Below are 19,950 nucleotides of genomic sequence, written 5' to 3'. Positions count from 1 at the left end.
ACAGCCTGAAACAGCAAAAGAAATTGAAGAAACAGTAGAAACAGCGAAGCAAACAGCTTCAGCCGGGGAAGAAGTTAATTATTCTGACTCTGATAAGTTTTATTCTCCTCTGGTAAAAAATATTGCCAAGGAAGAAGGTATTTCTCTTGAAGAGCTTGATAGGCTTGAAGGTACAGGGAAAGATGGAAGGGTTACGAAAAACGATATCCTTAAATATGTAGAGAACAGAGGAAGTGCTTCACAGCAGGCTGCTCCGGCAAAATCTCAGTCAAGGCCGGATAAAGCAATGGAAAAAACTGTTTCCAGTAAACCGGAACCGGTTGTTAGCGGTGAAGATGAGATCATTGAGATGAGCCGTATGGGTAAAATGATCGCACATCATATGGTGGAAAGTGTTCAAAAATCTGCTCATGTTCAGTCTTTTATAGAAGTAGATGTTACCAATATCTGGAACTGGAGAAATAAGAATAAGAACGAATTCCAAAAGAAAGAAGGAGAGAAACTTACCTTCACTCCAATTTTTATGGAAGCAGTAGCGAAGGCCATCCGTGACTTCCCGATGATAAACATCTCGGTTAGCGAAGATGCGACCAAGGTGATCAAGAAAAAGAACATCAACCTGGGAATGGCGGCTGCATTGCCAGACGGGAACCTGATAGTTCCTGTGATTAAGAACGCAGATAGATTGAATCTGGTAGGAATGGCCAAGGCCGTAAATGATCTGGCAGATCGCGCAAGAAATAATAAACTTAAACCGGATGATATCCAGGGTGGAACTTATACCGTGACCAATGTGGGGACATTTGGAAGCATCATGGGTACTCCAATTATCAATCAGCCACAAGTGGGTATTCTTGCCCTTGGAGCTATACGAAAGGTTCCTGCGGTTATCGAAACTCCGGATGGAGACTTCATTGGAATTAGATACAAAATGTTCCTGTCTCATAGTTACGACCATAGAGTAGTGAACGGAGCTCTTGGAGGACAATTTGTGCAACGTGTTGCGCAATATCTGGAAAGCTTTGATAAAGAAAGAGAGATCTAAAATTCAATAAAAAAATATGATGGAGCCGGATTTATTCCGGCTCCTTTATTTTAAGTTTGAATACAAGTTTGTTTATAAATTAATTGAAGTTTATCCACGGGCTCAAATTATATTAACTTTACTGAAATTTTTATCTATGGAGCTTAAGCTTACCAAGCCAATTTGCTTTTTCGACCTGGAAACTACCGGGACAAATATTTCAAAAGACAGGATCGTAGAGATCGCTATTTTAAAAGTTTTTCCAAATGGAAATAAGGAAAGTCATACCTGGCTGGTAAATCCGGAACGGGAAATTCCTGCAGAGGTCATCGCTATTCACGGTATTACCAATGAAAAAGTTGCTAACGAGCCAACTTTTAAACAATTGGCCGGGAAGATCCACGACCTTATAAAAGGTTGCGATCTTGGAGGATATAATTCCAATAGATTTGACATCCCTTTGCTGGTGGAGGAATTGTTGAGAGCAGGTATAGATTTTGAAATGAAAAATGTGGTTGCTGTGGATGTGCAGACGATCTTTCATAAAAAAGAACAGCGAACCCTTTCTGCGGCTTATCAATTCTATTGTGGGAAAGAACTTGAAGGTGCTCACGGTGCTGAGGCAGATACCGAAGCTACCTATGAAGTCCTTAAATCCCAGCTGGATAAATACGACGATCTGGAAAACGATATGAAATGGCTTGCTGATTTTAGTGCAAGAAAGAAATTCGCAGATTTTGCAGGCTTTATAAGCTATGATAAAAAGGGAAGAGAAGTTTTTGCCTTCGGAAAATATAAAGGGAAATTAGTAGAACAGGTCCTGGAAGAAGAACCGGGATATTTTGGCTGGATCCAGAACGCAGATTTTCCACTTTATACCAAAAAGGTGTTAACCGCAATTAAATTACGTAAACTGAACAATAAATTGTCCTGATGAAAATCATTTGCGTAGGAAGAAATTATACAGATCATATTGCCGAATTAGAAAATGAAAAGCCGGAAGAACCGGTGCTTTTCCAAAAACCGGATACTTCTATTCTTTTAAAGAAGCAGCCTTTCTTTATACCGGATTTTTCTAATGATGTGCATTATGAAGTTGAAGTTTTGGTGAAAATCAAGAAGATAGGAAAGCATATTCAGGAAAAATTTGCTCATAAATATTATGATGAAATTGGTCTGGGAATAGATTTTACCGCACGTGATCTTCAGCAAAAATTGAAGGAAAAAGGCTTGCCCTGGGAAAAAGCCAAGGCTTTCGACGGAGCGGCTGTAGTTTCTCCAAAATGGTTGGATAAGAAAGATTTAGGTGATTTAAATGATCTGAAATTCCGTTTGGAGAAAAATGATGAAATCGTTCAAAACTCCACAACTGCGCATATGCTTTGGAAAATTGACGAATTAATTGCTTATATTTCGACGTATTTCACCTTGAAAATTGGTGATATTATTTTTACCGGTACCCCGGCAGGAGTTGGAAAAGTATCTCCAGACGAAAGGCTAACCGGTTACCTGGAAGACAAAAAGATGTTTTCAATTAAAGTAAAATAAATTTTAATGAGCAATTACAATCTTAACGATGTAAGGGAAATGGCTGGGGGTGATGAGGACTTTATGCAAGTCGTAGTACAAACATTTCTGGAAGAAATTCCGCCAGATGTTGCAGCCATGAACGAAGCTATCAATAATAACAACCCATCACTGGCCTATCAATTTGCTCATAAAATGAAACCCAACCTACAGTTGTTCGGTTTGGAATTGATGGAACAAATAAAAATTATCGAAGCCTGGTCCAAACATGGACGTCAAAAAGACGATGTGCCGGAAGCAGCCGATAAGATATCCCAGAAAGTAAACGTGGCCGTAGCGGCGTTAAAGAGAGATTTCAATTTGTAATGAAAGCCGAGATTGTTGTTATTGGAGATGAGATCTTAATTGGGCAAATCATGGATACCAATTCGGTATTTATTGCCAAAGAACTAATCAAGATCGGGATAAATGTGCATCAAATTACAACCATTCAGGATGATGCGGCCCATATTCTTCAAACTTTAAAAGAAGCCAGAGAACGGGTTGATGTGGTAATATTTACCGGCGGGCTGGGGCCCACCAAAGACGATATTACTAAAAAATGCCTGTGTGAATTCTTCGAGGATGAATTGGTGCTGAATAATGAAGTGCTGGCTCATATAGAAAAGCTTTTCGAAAAATATATTGATACTCCTATTTCTCAGCTAAACCGTGATCAGGCCTTGTTGCCTTCTAAAGCCACTGCTTTGCATAATGAGTATGGAACGGCAGCGGGAATGTGGTTTGAGGAAAATGGAAAAGTGGTAATTTCTCTGCCCGGTGTGCCTTACGAAATGAAGGGCCTTATGGAACGGGAGGTTATTCCTAAACTAATGCGGGAATTTTCCCGACCTGTCATTGTACATAAAACAGTAATTACTTATGGTTTAGGGGAAAGTGCCCTGGCTGAAAAAATTGAAACCTGGGAAAATAATTTACCGGCAGTGGTCAAACTAGCCTATCTGCCAAGTCCGGGTAGGGTAAGGTTAAGACTTACAGCGCATGGTGAGGATAAGGAATATTTAGAAAACCTTATCGATAACCAGGTGACCGCTCTTCATGAATTCATTGGTGATATCATTGCCGGTTTTGAAGATGTGGATCCCACAGAAGTTGTAATAGGCCGCATGCTGGCAGAAAATCAATGGACACTCTCAACTGCTGAAAGTTGTACCGGTGGAAGACTGGCTTTTAAATTTACCTATGCGCCGGGTTCTTCTGCTTCTTTTAAGGGAAGTATTGTTAGCTATGCGACTGAATCTAAGATCGATATTCTGGGTGTGCCTGAAAATTTGATCGAAGAAAAGTCCGTAGTAAGTGCCGAAGTTGCTAAGGCTATGGCCGAGAAAGCCAGAGAAAGATTTAATACAGATTTTGCAATATCAACAACCGGAAATGCCGGGCCAACCAAAGGAGACAGTGAAGCCGATATTGGTACTGTTTTTATTGGGATTGCGACTCCACAAGGAGTGGAGGCTCATGAATTTATGTTTGGTAACCATCGGGAAAAAGTGATAGGAAAATCTGTAAATAAAAGCCTGGAACTGCTTCAACGGGCATTGAATGATTATAAAAGAGGTTTGTAAATTTTCCTTTAAAATTTAAATATCTGGTTTTTAGTAGTAAAAACTTCTTGTTCTCTTTGCTTTAATTATATATTTTTGCAGGAGAATTAGCAGAAAAATGGCGTCCTGCGTCGCATAAATTTTAATTTACCCAAGTTGTAAATATTTTTTTTGATTTTGTTGCCGGTTAGGTAAAAAAATCGTTAATTTGCAGCCTGTTTTGAAATAACGAGAAAAGTATAGAGCAATGTCAAGAGTTTGTGAACTTACCGGGAAAAAAGCAATGGTTGGGAATAATGTTTCTCACGCCATGAATAAAACTAAACGTAAATTTAACGCCAACTTAGTTAAAAAACGTTTCTTTCTTCCTGAAGAAGATAGATGGGTAACACTTAAAGTGTGTACGTCTGCATTAAAAGATATCAATAAAAAAGGCATTTCTGCCGTAATTAAGGAAGCTAAAGCAAAAGGATTTCTTCAGAAGTAATCCATAGCACCTAAAAATATTTCACAATGGCAAAGAAAGGTAACAGAGTTCAGGTAATTCTAGAATGTACAGAGCATAAATCTTCTGGACAACCAGGTACTTCAAGATATATTACTACAAAAAATAAGAAGAATACACCGGATAGAATGGAGTTGAAAAAATTCAACCCTATTCTTAAGAAAATGACGGTTCATAAAGAAATAAAATAATTGAGTCATGGCAAAGAAATCAGTAGCATCTATTCAAACAGGATCTAAAAGATTAACCAAAGCAATCAAAATGGTTAAATCTGAGAAAACCGGTGCCTACACTTTTGTAGAACAAATCATGGCTCCGGAAGACGTAAACGACTTCTTGAAGAAGTAAGAATCGTTCACAAACGATTTTAAATAATCTTAAAAAGCCGTCCTGGATTTAATCTGGGCGGCTTTTTCTTTTTGTGTATATTTATTGCCGCGTTCAGAGAGGGTTGTAACCTTCTTTTGTGATTTAAACCTTCCATTTAAAATGAGTTTATTTAAAAAGATATTTTCGAAAGAAAAAAAGGAGAATCTGGATAAAGGTCTGGAGAAAACCAAGAATAGTTTCTTTGATAAAATGAGTAAGGCGGTAGCCGGAAAATCTACCGTAGATGATGAAGTTCTGGATGATCTTGAAGATGTACTGGTAAGCAGTGATGTAGGTGTTGCTACTACCATAAAGATCATAAACCGTATTGAGGAACGTGTGGCCAGAGATAAATATCTTGGGACAGACGAACTGAATAAAATTCTTCGCGAAGAGATTGCAGCATTATTATCTGAAACCAACACAGGAGAAGCTTCAGAAATATCTATTCCTAAAAATAAAACTCCTTACGTGATCATGGTTGTAGGAGTGAACGGAGTAGGAAAAACCACTACTATCGGGAAACTTGCTCATCAATTTAAAAGTGCAGGTAAGAAAGTTGTTTTAGGAGCAGCAGATACATTTAGAGCGGCAGCTATTGATCAGCTTCAAATTTGGGCAGACAGGACAGATGTTCCAATTATAAAACAAAAAATGGGAAGTGACCCGGCTTCAGTTGCGTTTGATACTGTGCAAAGTGCGGTAAAAATGGGGGCAGATATCGTACTTATAGATACTGCCGGAAGACTTCATAATAAAGTGAATCTTATGAAGGAGCTTACCAAGGTAAAAAGAGTGATGCAAAAAACCATTCCTGAGGCGCCTCATGAGGTTATGCTGGTTTTGGATGGTTCTACCGGCCAGAATGCATTTGAACAGGCTAAACAGTTTACAGCTGCTACAGAGGTTACCTCTCTGGCTGTGACTAAACTTGATGGTACTGCCAAAGGTGGAGTGGTAATTGGAATTAGCGATCAATTCCAGATCCCGGTTAAATATATTGGAGTAGGTGAAGGGATTGAAGATCTACAGGTCTTTAATAAATATGAATTCGTAGATTCCTTTTTTAAGAAGCAGTCTTAATTCTTAAATTCTTTACTTCCATAGATTTCCTCCAATATCCCAAAGCATGAAAAAACTATTCTTCCTTTTAGGTCTTATCTTTTTGACCGGTTGTAAAGATACTCCTGAAACAGAACCTGAAATGGTTCCTGAAAAAGAGATCGATACTCTTGAAAAAAGGGAGTATAAGGTTTTAGACTCGAAGTTTATTGTTAACGACAGTTTATGGAAACCTTTTGAAGAGGATTTAGCGGGATTTTCAGCTGAAGTTTATGAAGAAGTGAAAGCTCTTGTTTTTGAAAAATCAATTCCGGAGATTCAGGAAGCGGTTAACTCGGGAAAACTTACCTATGAAGAACTTGCGTTATTCTATCTTACCCGTATCATGGAATATGACCGGGAAAATGAACTTTCACTGAATTCAGTCATTTCTCTAAATCCCGATCTGGTAAAGCAGGCCCGGGAAAAAGATCTTCAACGCAAATCTTCAAAAAATTCACACCCAATTTATGGTATTCCGGTATTATTAAAAGATAATATCAATACGGCAGGAATGCCCACAACTGCGGGAGCCGAGGTGCTTAAAAACAACAAGACCAAAGATGCTTTTATTGTTAAGCAGTTAAAGGCTAATGGAGCTTTGATCCTCGGGAAAGCGAATCTTAGTGAATGGGCTTATTTCTTTTGTGGAGATTGTCCAAGCGGTTATTCTGCCATAGGGGGACAAACTCTTAATCCTTATGGAAGAAAGATCCATGATACCGGAGGTTCAAGTTCAGGAAGCGGCGTTGCGGTTGCAGCTAATCTGGCGCCGGTTGCAGTAGGATCTGAAACTGCAGGATCTATCCTTTCTCCATCCAGTTCTAATTCCATCGTAGGCTTAAAACCAACCATAGGTTTATTGAGCAGAGGAGGAATAGTGCCTATTTCAGGTACTTTAGATACACCGGGACCCATGACCAGAAATGTGATAGATAATGCTATCCTTTTATCGGCCATGACCGGAGTTGATAATTCTGACCCTGCATCTGGCATTGCCAAAAAAAATAACAATTCATATTTAAGCGGAATCCAGAATTCTGATATAAAAGGCAAGAGGTTTGGAGTTTTTAAATCCCTGCTAAAGGATAGCCTGTATGTAAGAGCAATTGCCGATCTGGAAAAGGCCGGAGCGGAGATCGTTGAATTTGAAGCTGAAGATATTAAGCTAACAAATTTTGTAAGATTGCTTAATCATGACATGAAAAAAGACCTGCCGGATTATTTCAAAAATTATGGGGGAACTTCAAAAGTGAAGAATGTTCAGGAAATAGTGGATTATAATAATCTTGATTCGCTAAAACGTGCTCCTTATGGACAGGCTTCATTTCTGGGGATCCTAAAAGATTCCGCTTCTTCTGAAGAATTCAGAGCCATTAAAGACAGTCTTAGATTAAGCGGTACCAAATTTTTAAGTGAGCCCATGCAGCACCATAATCTGGACGCCATAATTTCTATAAATAATTCTCATGCGGGATTTGCTGCTGTGGCACATTATCCTGCGATCACTGTTCCTATGGGATATAAATCAGATAATCAACCCATGGGACTTACCTTTATTGGTAAACCATTATCAGAAAAAGAACTTCTAAGTTTCGCTTACGTTTTTGAAAAGAATAGCAAACGCCGAAAAACCCCTGTGAATTATAATGAGTAAAGCTTCAGACAGATATCTGGTACTAATTACCAAAATTATATTTTTTTACAGCGTGTTTTATGTGATCATGAAAGCCATTGCCATGGTCCAGGGACCCTGGGTAGTTCCTCACTTAATTCTTTCCCTGCCATATTTAATTTTCGCGGTGATTGGTGGACTTATAGTTAAAAATAGCAGGTATCACTGGGCCTATGTAATTGCAGGTGTGATCCTTATTAGTGTGGTAAGGTACTATGAGCTGGACTGGATGCTTCAGCTTCAGGAAAAATTCGCTTAAAATCTTCAGACTAAAGACCTTCAGGTATATCTAATTATAGATTGTATCTTTGCACCCGCTTTAAATATTCTTCCGGAGTATTTTCAGCAATAAAGAGGACAATTATATGAGAACAAAATCAAGCAAGAAGAACAGGATTAATGTAGTCACCCTTGGCTGCAGTAAAAATGTATATGACAGTGAGGTATTGATGGGCCAGCTTAAGGCCAACGATAAGGATGTTGTCCATGAAGAAGAAGGAAACATTGTTGTGATAAACACTTGTGGTTTTATTGATAATGCCAAAGAACAGTCAGTAAATACCATTCTTGAATTTGTTGAAAAGAAACAACAGGGAGATGTGGATAAGGTTTTTGTGACGGGATGTCTAAGTGAACGTTACAAGCCGGATTTACAAAAGGAAATACCAGATGTAGATCAGTATTTTGGAACTACCGAATTACCGGGTTTATTAAGCGCTCTGGAAGCCGATTATAAACATGAACTTATTGGGGAACGTCTTACTACAACTCCAAAGAACTACGCTTATTTAAAAATTGCTGAAGGTTGTGATCGTCCATGTTCATTCTGTGCGATCCCGTTAATGCGTGGAGGGCACAAATCCACTCCTATAGAACATTTGGTTACCGAAGCTGAAAAGCTTGCGGCTAACGGTGTTAAAGAACTTATTCTTATAGCTCAGGATCTTACTTATTATGGGCTTGATCTTTATAAAAAGCGAAACCTGGCCGAATTACTTGAAAACCTTGTAAAGGTTGAAGGTATTGAGTGGATCAGGTTGCATTATGCTTTTCCAACCGGTTTCCCTATGGATGTGCTGGAAATAATGAAACGCGAACCTAAGATTTGTAATTATCTGGATATTCCGCTTCAGCATATTTCTGATGAGCTTTTAAAATCCATGAGACGTGGAACCACGCATGAGAAGACTACTAAACTATTAAAGGAATTCAGAAAAAGAGTTCCGGAAATGGCTATTAGAACCACACTTATTGTAGGTTATCCCGGAGAGACTGAAGAACATTTTCAGGAATTGAAAGAATGGGTTCAGGAGATGCGTTTTGAGCGTTTGGGTTGTTTTACCTATTCTCATGAAGAAAATACGCATGCTTATAATCTGGAGGATAATGTGCCTCAAGAAGTGAAGCAGGAGCGAGCAAATGAGATCATGGAAATTCAGTCTCAGATCTCCTGGGAATTGAATCAACAGAAGATAGGAGAAGTGTTCAAGGTGATCATAGATAGAAAAGAAGGTAATTACTTTGTTGGTCGTACCGAGTTTGATTCGCCAGATGTGGATAATGAAGTATTGATTGACGCTAGCAAGGTTTATTTAAAAACCGGGGATTACTATGAGGTGAAGATCACCGAGGCGGCAGATTTTGACCTTTACGGGGAGCCTTTAAATGTTACTACAGAAAAACCTTCGAGAAAAGAATTGAAGATCAAAACAATTTAATATTCCAGCTGCAAAGTCAATTATTCAATTATTTGATGGTGCATTCAGGAATTAGAATAAAAAAAGTCGGACAGTAGATTGTCCGACTTTTTTCTGTTTTAATCTTCAGGATTTAAGAGGACTGGTTTTCCATAACCAAGCTCTTCCAATTTTTTCAATTGGGATTCAGCATCTCCAACTATTAAAAAGTACATTTTATCAGGGTTGATATATTTCTTTGCCAGATCCTGGATTTCAAGGACACTTAGTTCTTCTACTAATTTTTCTCTTTCCTTAATATAGTCTTGAGAATAACCATAAGCGCTAATATCCTGAAGCATTCTAAGTTTAGATGTCAGGGTTTCAAATTTGCGGGCGTTACTTTTTATCATAAAGCTTTTGGTCACTTCAAGATCTTCAGCGCTAAAACTTTTGGAATACTCTTTTAAGATATCCTGAATTAGTTTTGTTGCTTCAAAAGTGATATTGGTTCGAACCCCGCTGGTAATGAAAAAGGGAGCTTTATAAGTCCCTTCACTAAAGCCAGATCTTATTCCATAAGTGTAACCCTTGCCTTCACGTAATTCCTGCGTAAGTCTTGAAGCAAATCCTCCGCCACCAAGCCGGTAATTCATTACTTCAACAGGATAAAAATCCTCATTGGTAGCCGGGAGGGCCGGAGCCCCAAAAAATAACTCAGATTGTTTGGCGCCGGGAACATTATAAAAATAGATTTTGGATTTAGCCGGAGCTTTGAATTCAGGGACATCCGGGAAACTTACAGGTTTGGGAGCCCAATTTGCTGAAATGGATTTAAGGGATTGAATAGCCTCTTTTTTGGTTACAGCTCCAACGCTTAAAAAAGTAGCCATCATTGGAGAAAGATTTTCATGGTAATATTTCTTGAGATCTTCCAGCGTAAGTTGTTCCACTGTAGCCTGAGTTCCTTTTTGGTTAAAGGATAAAATATTACTGCCGAATACCAGTTTTTTAAATTGATTTCTGGCAATACTTCGCGGTTCACCCTCTTGTTCCTGAAGATCACTTAAAGTTTGTTGCTTTAACAGGGAAAATTCATTTTCATCCCATCTTGGTTCAAGCAAAATCTCTTTTACCAGCTCCATGGTTTCGGAATAATTGCGGGCAAGTGTATTCCCCGAAATGCTAATTTTTTCTTCGGAAGCATTTACTCTAATCGAAGCACCAAGCATCTCTATAGCTTCTTCCAGTTCAGCGGGAGTTTTGCTGGCAGTTCCTTTCGTCATAAGCCCGGCCAGTAAATTGGATACTCCGGCTTTGTTAACCTGTTCCAGCATTTGACCTCCTTTGATCTCAAGACTAAACCTAATAAGGGGAACTTCATTATTGGTAATTCCCATAACTTTCATTCCACTTGGCATATTTGCGGTCCAGATATCGGGGGACTCCAGTTCCGGCTTTCCATGATAAGCTGGTTCTTTGCTTCGGTCAAATGAAGATCTGGTTTTTTTGTAAGTTGCAGTTTTGCTCGCGTCGAAATTATCTTCAGTATTCTCTTTAATAACCTCTTCTACCACTTCAGCCTTTGTGGAATTTTTTAAGGCTAGCTCCGGTTGTCCTTTCGGGACAAAACTGGTGGCAACAAGGTTTTTATCCTTGATATAAGTGTTGTAAACCCTTTTTACATCTTCAGGAGTCACTGCCAGTAGTTTTGTGATCTCCTTATTTATGAAATTGGGATCATTGGCAAATATTTCATATTGAGCCAATTGAAATCCTTTTCCCAGAACACTGGAAATCGAATTGTAAAAATCTGTTTCAAGACCGGCTTTTATACGGGTAAGGTCCTTCGGCGGAATTCCGGTTTTTTCGAATTCTTTAAATGCCTGATCTATGGCAGTTTTCACCGAATCCAGATCTTTGCCTTCATATGCTCTTACCTGAAGCATTAGCTGTCCGGCAAGTTCAGAAGTATAATTGAACATGCTTACACTGCCGGAAAGTTTTTCCTCTTCAACTATCTTTTTATAGAGTGGCGCATTTTTACCTTTTGCCAGGTAAGTGGCCAGTATTTCTAAGGCAAAGCTGTCTTTATGATAGGAATAGACTGTAGGCCAGGTGAGGGTTAGCTCGGGAAGTTTAGCGAAATTATCTTCGTGATATAGGCGTTTGGTCTTTTCAAGGTTTACGGGTTGCTTTTCAAGTTTTAGAATATCCGGGCCTCTTTTAATTTCATCAAAGTATTTATGAACCCATTCCCTGGCCTGTGCTTTGTCAAAATCTCCTGAAATGGTAAGGATGACATTATTTGGAACATACCATTGATTGTAAAAGTCTTTTACGTCCTGCAGAGTGGCATTTTGAAGATCTTCCAGACTCCCAATTACCTGCCAGTTATAAGGATGGCCTTTGGGATAGAGGTTTTTGTCAACTACGTAAAAAGTATGGCCATAAGGGCGGTTGTCCACGCTCTGTCTTTTTTCATTCTTAACAACCTGTTTTTCTTTTGCCAGTACCGGTTCTGTTACGGTATTTATAAAGAAGCCAAGTTTATCAGCTTCTGCCCAGATCATTTTCTCAAGCGCGTCTTTTGGAACGGTCTGGAAATAATTTGTACGATCCCTGCTGGTCGAACCATTTGCTCCGGAGCCTCCAATTCTGGCTGAAAGTTTATCAAGTCCGCCTTTGCCTAAATTTTCAGATTCAAGAAATAACAAATGCTCAAAAAGATGGGCAAAACCTGTTCTTCCTTCCTTTTCTCTGGCCGAGCCAACATGAGCGGTGAGGGCAACAGCTACCACCGGGTCTGATGTGTCCTGATGCAGGATTACTTTTAATCCGTTTTCCAGGCTGAAAGTTTCAAAGTCAACGGTAAATTTGGATGAGTTGGTCTGGGCCTGGAGATTGAAAGTAAGTCCAAGGCAAATAGTTATTAAGAGGTAAAAATTTTTCATTCTAATTTTTTTTGTAATCGTAGCCGGTATTATTTGAAAAGAAAACTGCATTGACAAAGAACAATTTTCCGTTTTCCCAGAAAGCTCTGAATAAAGGATTATCTACCATATAGATGACACTTCCTGCGCCCATGGGTTGCTCGCCAAAAACAAGTGAATTTTCAAGGTTGTTTAAAGCTTCACTACCTGTAAAACCAGACATTACCTCAGGTTGACGGATATAGGCGACGTTGTATCCGGAATCGAGTAGGGAGAAACTATCACTGCTTAACTTTAAGGTGAAATATTCATTAGTATAACCGTATGCAAGCGGATGAGTATTGTCCACCTGGGTTTTAATGATGCTCCCGGTGATGAGGTTCTTTATACTTTCTCTTTCCCTGTTAGCATAAGGGATTAATTTAGGTTCAATGGAAAGGGAGTCTTTTACAGGTTTATTTTCGGTAATTCCAAAGCCTTTCTGCCCGGAAAATGAAGAAACCGCATTGCCAATTGCAATGAGTTTACCTCCTTTATTTATCCAGCCTTTTATTTTTTCAATATTTTCTTCGGTTAAAAATCCTCCGTAATTTCCGGCTGGAATTATAAGAACATTATAATCTTCTAGGGCAATCCGGTTAAAATAACCTATTCCAATTGGAGTGATAGGGTAATTGAGTTCCTGTTCAAAGAAATACCATATCTCCCCAAAATTCAGGGAGGAAACTTCATCTCCTTTTAAAACAGCTATTTTCTGCGGATTTGTAATTTTTACATCCGGTGAACCAAAATCAGGTCCATTCCCGGCAAAGCTGGTTTCAGTAGCAAAAAGTTTCCTTTCGTATTTATTCGCAATTTCCGCAACTTTCTTATTGAAATCTTGGTTCCTTGCGTTGTCACTTTTAGAGATGATAAGGCTTCCTCTGTCAAATTTTTCACCTTTATTTTGAAAAGGTACTTCTGTGAACCTTACTTTAATTCTCTGTTTTAAAAGCTCGGCAAGAAATTCAGCATCTTGTATACTGTTCCACTTACCAATATAACCGGTTGCAGTTGAGGATATTCCATTGCGTACTTCTTTAGTTGGAGTCGCCGATTTTCCGGACAGAATCTTCGAGCTGGCAACTGCATCCAGACCATAAGCATAGGGTAAACTCCATGCGGTAATATCATAAGTTAAAGAATCAACCAGGTTGGTTTTTGGCTCAAATAACACCTTGACCATTTTGCCTTTAGGTTGAGCTGTAGAAACGATCAGTGAATTATCACTGGTTCTAAGATCTCCTTTCTTTCCAGTATTGAAGTTGTATCCATTAACGCTTCCACTGGATCCAAAGGAATATTCTATCTCATGCTTATTAAGCAAAGAAGTTAAAGAGTTTATTTTATCAGGGTTTCCATTAAGAACATAGCTCTTGTAAGTATAATCTCCCGGTTTAAAATAGTTTTGAAATTCATTATTCAGTTCAGTTGCATTTTGGGATGCTATTTCCACTGTGGAGATTCCGGTGGTAAAATGATGTTCGATTCTGTCTTCTAAAGTTAGCACATTCCCCTCGTTGGTTTGAATTCCCAATCCGGCACGACCGTGGCCTGCCTGTTCGTAGGTCATTCCTATAGCTCCCATATAAGTAGGATAGGTGTCGCCATAGCTTGGGTAAAGCAGATCAAATCTTTCTCCGGTAAAAAATAACCAGCCCCTGTCATCAAAATAACCGGCATGATTTTCTCCTATCCTGGTTTGGAAGTCTCTTTGAAAAGGTGTGATGATCTCATGAAAAGGTTCTGCTGCTGGTGCAAAATAATATGGATCGTCGATCCCCTGTTCGTGGAAATCGGCGTGGATATGGGGAAGCCATTTATTATAAATCTTTAATCTCTCTTTGGTTTCGATTTGTGTGGCCCAGGCCCAGTCACGGTTAAGGTCAAACAAATAGTGGTTTGGCCTTCCTCCCGGCCATGGTTCATGATGCTCTATTGCATCCTGGGAGGTGTTGAATGGTTCAGTCTTGACCTGATTGTACCAGTTCACATACCTGTCTCTACCGTCAGGATTGATACACGGATCGATAATAACTACCGAATTCTTCAGATATTCCTGCTTTTCGGTTACGAGTGTATAAAGGGTTTTCATGGCAGCCTCGGTACTGGAAGCTTCGTTTCCATGAACATTGTAACTAAGCCATACAATGGCAATGTCGCTTTCGTTTTTTCCTGTATTCAGAGTGTTTTTTAAATGCTTGGATCTAATCTTTTCAATGTTACCGAGATTTTCAGCTGAAGAGATCACGGCATAAGTAAGAGGTCGCCTCTCATTGGTCTGCCCATATTCCTGATATTGTACCAAAGGAGAATTACTGGCTATGTAATTAAAATACTCCACCACCCGGGCGTGTCTGGTAAACTGGCTGCCCAGATCATATCCTAAAAAGTCTGACGGACTTTTAAGATTTTGCGCATTAAGGGAAACGGAAATTAAAAAAAGGAACAGGAATGCAGGTTTGATCTTCAAAATATTCGGTTTTCAATTGATGAAATCCAAAATTAAGTAAAAATACCTTCAGTCTTTAGATCGATGGTAATCGGGTTGAAATTTGATGTTAAGTTGATTACTACTTCAATTCTGTATATATATTTTTTTGAGGACCTACGCCGGTTAGAATGTTAATATTATAGTAAAGGATGGGGATGGCAAAGGCCATAATTTAGTTTCCTCTTCAAAAGGTTTTATCTTTACGCTAATTTTTAAATTGATGGATGGCTACAGATCAAATTCCTTATTCCGAAACTAACTACTACACTAAACTGATTCTGGATTATCTTGAAGAGAAAAAAGATTTACAGAAATTCTATAATCGCTTTCCAAAGCCTGAGAATTTTAAGGCTCAGATAGAAGAAAAACGCCAGAATTACGATCATGGAATTCGTAAGGATCTGGTTGAAGTTCTAAGGAAACAATATTCAGATCTTAAGGTAACATCAGCGGTTAGTGATAATCTGGACTTGCTACAATCAGATAAAACTTTTACGGTAGTTACAGGGCATCAGCTAAATTTATTTACAGGGCCATTATATTTCCTTTACAAGATCGTTTCAACCATAAATCTAACGGTACGCTTAAAAAAAGAGTATTCCGAATATGATTTTGTCCCTGTTTACTGGATGGCTACCGAAGATCACGATTTTGAAGAGATCAATTTTTTTAACCTGAACGGGAAAAAATTCAAATGGAATAATGCCGATGTTCGGGCCGGGAATGCAGCGGTAGGAAGTTTGTCCACCAGTGGACTTGAAGATGTTTTTAAACTGTTTGCCGCAGAAATTGGTGGTGGTGCCAATGCTGATTATCTCAAAGAATTATTTGAACATGCATATTTAAAACATACCAATTTAACTGATGCTACCCGGTATATCGCAAATGAACTATTTGGGGAACAGGGTCTGGTGATCTTAGCTGCTGGAACGCCGGACTTAAAGAAACATTTTCGTGATTATATCAAGAACGAATTTGCGGAACAGAGTTCTCATAAATACTCCAGCTCTACGGCCGGAGAGTTTGAAGAGTTGGGGTATAATGTACAGGTAAATCCAAGGGAAATCAATTTATTTTACCTCACGGATGAATTCAGGGAAAGAATCATAAAGCAGGATGATAATTTTTATGTTCATGGAACTGAAATTTCCTGTACCAGGCAGGAACTATTTGGGGAAGTAGATAAACATCCGGAACGCTTTAGTCCAAATGTAATGATGCGTCCTCTGTATCAGGAAGTGATATTACCTAATCTATGTTACATTGGAGGAGGAGGAGAACTTGCCTACTGGCTGGAGTTGAAAGAATATTTTAAAAGTCAGAAAATTACTTTTCCTATGTTGCTGCTTCGTAATTCTGCACTGTTACAATCAGTGAAACAGGACGAAAAACGACGAAAACTGAACATTTCTTTATCTGAATTATTTCTGAAGCAACATGAGCTTATCAACAGGAAGGTAAGGCAAATCTCGAATATCAATATTGATTTATCAGGACAAAAGGAACATCTGAAGGAACAGTTTAAGAATATGTACGACCTGGCCGAAAAAACTGACCCTTCTTTTCTTGGAGCAGTGAAAGCTCAGGAAGTAAAGCAGTTGAAAGGTCTTGATAATCTTGAAAAAAGATTGCTTAGAGCTCAAAAGCGAAAACTTAAAGATGAGGTGGAACGTATTGCCAGTTTGCAAAATGAGCTGTTTCCGAACAGAGGTCTTCAGGAAAGGCAAACCAACTTTTCAGAATATTACGCAGAGTATGGGCAGGAATTGATAGATACACTGCTCGAAGAGCTGAATCCGTTAGACGCCAACTTTAAAATCATCACTTTTGGAAAAGAATAGAATGCATACCATAGATATGGATCTGGTGGAAATGACTCTTGATGTCATGAAATATACCATCGACCGTATCTCAAATATTACTCCGGAATTAGGTTCTCCTAAAAAGGAGGAGGAACTGTACAAAATGGTAGGAGAAACCATCACCCCGGAAGGGATTGGTGGAGAAACCGCATTCAGTCTGTTTCGCGATGTACTGGTTAAAGCAACCGTGCCAATCGACCATCCAAGACACCTTGCTTTTGTGCCTGCTGCTCCCACAAGAGCGGCAATTATGTTTGACCTGGTAACTTCTGCTTCCAGTATTCATGGTGCCTACTGGATGGAAGGAGCAGGCGGGATATTTTGTGAAAATCAGGCGATGAAATGGCTGGTTTCGCTTACTCAGTTACCTGAAGGTGCCTTTGGAGTATTTACCAGCGGAGGAACAGCGGCCAACCTTTCGGCTTTGGTTACTGCAAGAGAGGAGTGGCGCGAGCAACAACCCGATCAGGCCCGGGAAAGAGCATTGTTACTGACATCAACCGGGGCTCATAGCTCCATAAAATCCATGGCGAAAGTTATGGATGCAGATGTTCTACTAGTAGATTCTGAAGAAGAATATCTCTCCGGAACTGACCTTGAGAAAGAAATAACCGGATTAAGTGAAAAAGACCGGCGCAGGCTTTTTGCAGTAGTAGCTACAGGAGGAACCACCAATGCCGGAATTATTGATGATTTAAATAGTATAGCCGCTATTTGTGAAAAAGAAAATATTTGGTTTCATGTGGATTGTGCCTATGGCGGCGGTGCTCTTGCAGCAGACTCTGTAAGGCATTTATTTAATGGAATTGAGAGAGCAGACAGTATTACCATAGATCCCCATAAATGGTTGTTTTCGCCATATGATTGCGGAGCGGTTATTTATAAGAATCTGGATTTAGCAAGGAAAGCACATTCACAAAAAGGAGCCTACCTCGATATATTCAAAGATGAAGGGGCGCAGGGTTTTAATCCATCCGACTATCAAATCCAGCTTACCAGAAGATTACGAGGAATGCCTCTGTGGTTTTCTCTCGCCATGCATGGGACCAATAAATACAAGGAAGCAATTGAAAGGGGAATAGAACTGGCACAAATAGCTGCGGAAAAGGTTAAGAATAATCCTGAACTGGAGCTGGTAAGGCCGGCAAGTTTATCGGTTGTTCTATTTAAACGTAAAGGATGGAAACCTGAAGATTACAGAGACTGGACCTACAAAAATCACAATGAGGGATTTGCACTGGTCACTCCTTCGAGCTGGAAAGGCGAGACGGTAATCAGGTTCTGTTTTATCAATCCAGATACTACCGAAAAAGATATTGACGAGATACTGGCAACCCTTTAGAAAAAGGTAAACAGCTGTTTTTTAAATGTTTATTATTTAAAATTGGATTTTTTTTGTATCTTCAGAATTCAATAATTATTCTGCTGTGAATAAGTAAATTTGAATAATAGCCAGCCGATATCAAAGCCTCATGGATAAAAACCATGAGGCTTTGGTCATTTTACTGGGGGATTAAAGGATTTATTTATTAGCAAAATGTTAACCTAACTAATTAAATTTAATCCTTTCCCGGGTTTAATTTTACCCTCATTTTCCTATTTTTGCGCATGCAAAACAACGTACTTATCCTTGACTTTGGCTCGCAGTATACTCAACTTATCGCAAGACGGGTTAGAGAGCTCAACATTTACTGCGAAATTTATCCTTATTCAAAAATTCCGGAAGACCTTTCAGGTTTTAAAGCAGTTATACTTTCCGGGAGTCCGTTTTCTGTAAGAGCAGAAGATCCTCCTCATCCGGACCTTTCGCAAATCCGTGGAAAATTACCAATACTTGCCGTGTGTTACGGGGCGCAATATTTTGCCCATTTTAATGGTGGGAAAGTGGAGCCTTCAGATACCCGTGAATATGGAAGAGCGAATCTTACCGTAATTAAGGATGCAGAGCCATTATTTAAAGATATTAAAGAAAATTCTCAGGTATGGATGAGTCATAGTGATTCTATCATCGATTTACCTGAAAATGCCGTTCGGCTTGCCAGCACATCAGATGTGTTAAATGCAGCTTACAGGATCGAAGGGGAACAAACTTTTGCCATCCAGTTCCATCCTGAAGTTTATCATTCAACAGACGGGAAACAGCTGCTGGAAAATTTTCTGGTAACCATTGCGGGTACAGAACAAAGCTGGACTCCGGGTGCATTTGTTGATCTTACGGTTTCAGAATTAAAAGAAAAGATAGGTAACGATAAAGTTGTGCTGGGATTAAGCGGAGGAGTGGATTCTACCGTTGCTGCAGTTTTATTGCACCAGGCAATTGGCAAGAACCTATATTGCATTTTTGTAAATAATGGATTGTTGCGCAAAAATGAATATGAAAGTGTACTGGACCAATACAAGCATATGGGCCTAAATGTAAAAGGAGTCGATGCTTCGGCACGATTTCTGGATGCACTTAAAGGCTTAAGCGACCCTGAAGAAAAAAGAAAAGCCATTGGAAATACTTTTATTGAGGTATTTGATGATGAGGCACATGAAATTCAGGATGTGGTTTACCTGGCTCAGGGAACCATATATCCCGATGTTATTGAGTCGGTTTCTGTAAACGGACCTTCAGTAACCATAAAATCACATCATAACGTAGGAGGATTACCAGATTTTATGAAGCTTAAGGTTGTAGAACCTTTGCGTATGTTGTTTAAAGATGAGGTAAGAAGAGTAGGGAAGGAGCTTGGAATAGATAAGACCTTATTAGGTAGACATCCATTCCCGGGACCTGGATTAGCAATAAGAATCCTTGGTGATATTACCGCAGAGAAAGTTAGAATTCTTCAGGAAGTAGATCATATCTTTATCCAGGGACTTCGTGACTGGATGTTGTATGATAAAGTATGGCAGGCAGGTGCAATTCTGTTACCAATCCAGTCCGTTGGAGTGATGGGAGATGAAAGAACCTACGAACAGGTGGTTGCATTACGCGCGGTGGAATCTACAGATGGAATGACTGCAGATTGGGTAAATTTACCTTATGAGTTTTTGCAAAAAACATCGAATACAATAATAAACCGGGTTAAAGGCGTTAATAGAGTGGTATATGATATTAGTTCTAAACCGCCGGCAACCATAGAGTGGGAATAATAG

Annotated in this window: 17 protein-coding genes; 15 read left to right on the top strand and 2 right to left on the bottom strand. The window is 39.2% G+C overall.

The genetic code is table 11. The features are described from left to right. From ACNKXV_RS01495 to rimO, 12 genes are all read left to right on the top strand, one after another. Positions 1-1,045 (top strand): dihydrolipoamide acetyltransferase family protein (locus ACNKXV_RS01495; protein ID WP_417905924.1); only part of this gene is annotated, 1,045 nt, incomplete at its 5' end. Between the two features lie 136 nt (positions 1,046-1,181). After that, positions 1,182-1,958: an exonuclease domain-containing protein gene (locus ACNKXV_RS01490; RefSeq protein WP_417905923.1), complete on the top strand. Its 777-nt coding sequence runs from the start codon at positions 1,182-1,184 to the stop codon at positions 1,956-1,958. Further along, entirely contained in the window at positions 1,958-2,572 is a 615-nt protein-coding gene (locus tag ACNKXV_RS01485) for a fumarylacetoacetate hydrolase family protein (protein WP_417905922.1), read from the top strand. Before ACNKXV_RS01490 ends, ACNKXV_RS01485 begins: the two co-directional genes overlap by 1 nt. Before the next feature lie 6 nt (positions 2,573-2,578). Continuing rightward, a complete protein-coding gene (locus ACNKXV_RS01480) occupies positions 2,579-2,917 on the top strand; it encodes an Hpt domain-containing protein (RefSeq protein WP_417905921.1) in 339 nt (112 codons plus the stop codon). Beyond that, entirely contained in the window at positions 2,917-4,176 is a 1,260-nt protein-coding gene (locus ACNKXV_RS01475) for a competence/damage-inducible protein A (protein WP_417905920.1), read from the top strand. The genes ACNKXV_RS01480 and ACNKXV_RS01475 overlap by 1 nt, the downstream gene beginning before the upstream one ends. Positions 4,177-4,402: 226 nt before the next feature. Next, positions 4,403-4,642 carry a 50S ribosomal protein L28 gene (gene rpmB, locus ACNKXV_RS01470; RefSeq protein WP_417905919.1) on the top strand — a complete coding sequence of 80 codons (240 nt, stop codon included), beginning with the start codon at positions 4,403-4,405 and terminating at the stop codon, positions 4,640-4,642. Positions 4,643-4,668: 26 nt separating this feature from the next. Continuing rightward, a complete protein-coding gene (gene rpmG, locus ACNKXV_RS01465) occupies positions 4,669-4,851 on the top strand; it encodes a 50S ribosomal protein L33 (protein WP_105004372.1) in 183 nt (60 codons plus the stop codon). A gap of 7 nt (positions 4,852-4,858) precedes the next feature. Further along, entirely contained in the window at positions 4,859-5,008 is a 150-nt protein-coding gene (locus tag ACNKXV_RS01460; RefSeq protein ID WP_084509775.1) for a DUF4295 domain-containing protein, read from the top strand. Between the two features lie 141 nt (positions 5,009-5,149). Beyond that, the gene (gene ftsY, locus ACNKXV_RS01455; RefSeq protein WP_417905918.1) at positions 5,150-6,112 is read left to right on the top strand and encodes a signal recognition particle-docking protein FtsY; all 963 of its coding nucleotides are present in this window, start codon (positions 5,150-5,152) and stop codon (positions 6,110-6,112) included. 46 nt (positions 6,113-6,158) lie between these two features. Next, a complete protein-coding gene (locus tag ACNKXV_RS01450) occupies positions 6,159-7,787 on the top strand; it encodes an amidase family protein (protein WP_417905917.1) in 1,629 nt (542 codons plus the stop codon). Beyond that, complete coding sequence (locus tag ACNKXV_RS01445; RefSeq protein ID WP_417905916.1) at positions 7,780-8,064, top strand: hypothetical protein; 285 nt, start codon at positions 7,780-7,782, stop codon at positions 8,062-8,064. Before ACNKXV_RS01450 ends, ACNKXV_RS01445 begins: the two co-directional genes overlap by 8 nt. A 106-nt stretch (positions 8,065-8,170) precedes the next feature. Beyond that, positions 8,171-9,523 carry a 30S ribosomal protein S12 methylthiotransferase RimO gene (gene rimO, locus ACNKXV_RS01440; protein ID WP_417905915.1) on the top strand — a complete coding sequence of 451 codons (1,353 nt, stop codon included), beginning with the start codon at positions 8,171-8,173 and terminating at the stop codon, positions 9,521-9,523. A gap of 98 nt (positions 9,524-9,621) precedes the next feature. Here the strand turns inward: rimO and ACNKXV_RS01435 are convergent, their stop codons facing one another. Together ACNKXV_RS01435 and ACNKXV_RS01430 are read right to left on the bottom strand one after the other, a co-directional pair. Continuing rightward, the gene (locus ACNKXV_RS01435; RefSeq protein WP_417905914.1) at positions 9,622-12,435 is read right to left on the bottom strand and encodes a M16 family metallopeptidase; all 2,814 of its coding nucleotides are present in this window, start codon (positions 12,433-12,435) and stop codon (positions 9,622-9,624) included. Between the two features lies 1 nt (position 12,436). After that, positions 12,437-14,929: a M14 family metallopeptidase gene (locus ACNKXV_RS01430; protein WP_417906342.1), complete on the bottom strand. Its 2,493-nt coding sequence runs from the start codon at positions 14,927-14,929 to the stop codon at positions 12,437-12,439. A 242-nt stretch (positions 14,930-15,171) separates the two neighbouring features. Here ACNKXV_RS01430 and bshC point away from each other — a divergent pair, with 242 nt between their 5' ends. From bshC to guaA, 3 genes are all read left to right on the top strand, one after another. Further along, positions 15,172-16,788: a bacillithiol biosynthesis cysteine-adding enzyme BshC gene (gene bshC / locus ACNKXV_RS01425; RefSeq protein WP_417905913.1), complete on the top strand. Its 1,617-nt coding sequence runs from the start codon at positions 15,172-15,174 to the stop codon at positions 16,786-16,788. A gap of 1 nt (position 16,789) precedes the next feature. Then, a complete protein-coding gene (locus ACNKXV_RS01420) occupies positions 16,790-18,151 on the top strand; it encodes a pyridoxal phosphate-dependent decarboxylase family protein (RefSeq protein WP_417906341.1) in 1,362 nt (453 codons plus the stop codon). Between the two features lie 266 nt (positions 18,152-18,417). Then, positions 18,418-19,947: a glutamine-hydrolyzing GMP synthase gene (gene guaA / locus ACNKXV_RS01415; RefSeq protein WP_417905912.1), complete on the top strand. Its 1,530-nt coding sequence runs from the start codon at positions 18,418-18,420 to the stop codon at positions 19,945-19,947. Positions 19,948-19,950 lie beyond the last annotated feature (3 nt).

This window comes from Christiangramia aquimixticola (assembly GCF_048285835.1).
In the GTDB taxonomy this organism is placed as follows: domain Bacteria; phylum Bacteroidota; class Bacteroidia; order Flavobacteriales; family Flavobacteriaceae; genus Christiangramia; species Christiangramia aquimixticola.
Note: the sequence above shows the minus strand (reverse complement) of the source record. Positions and strands in the feature narration are given on the sequence as shown.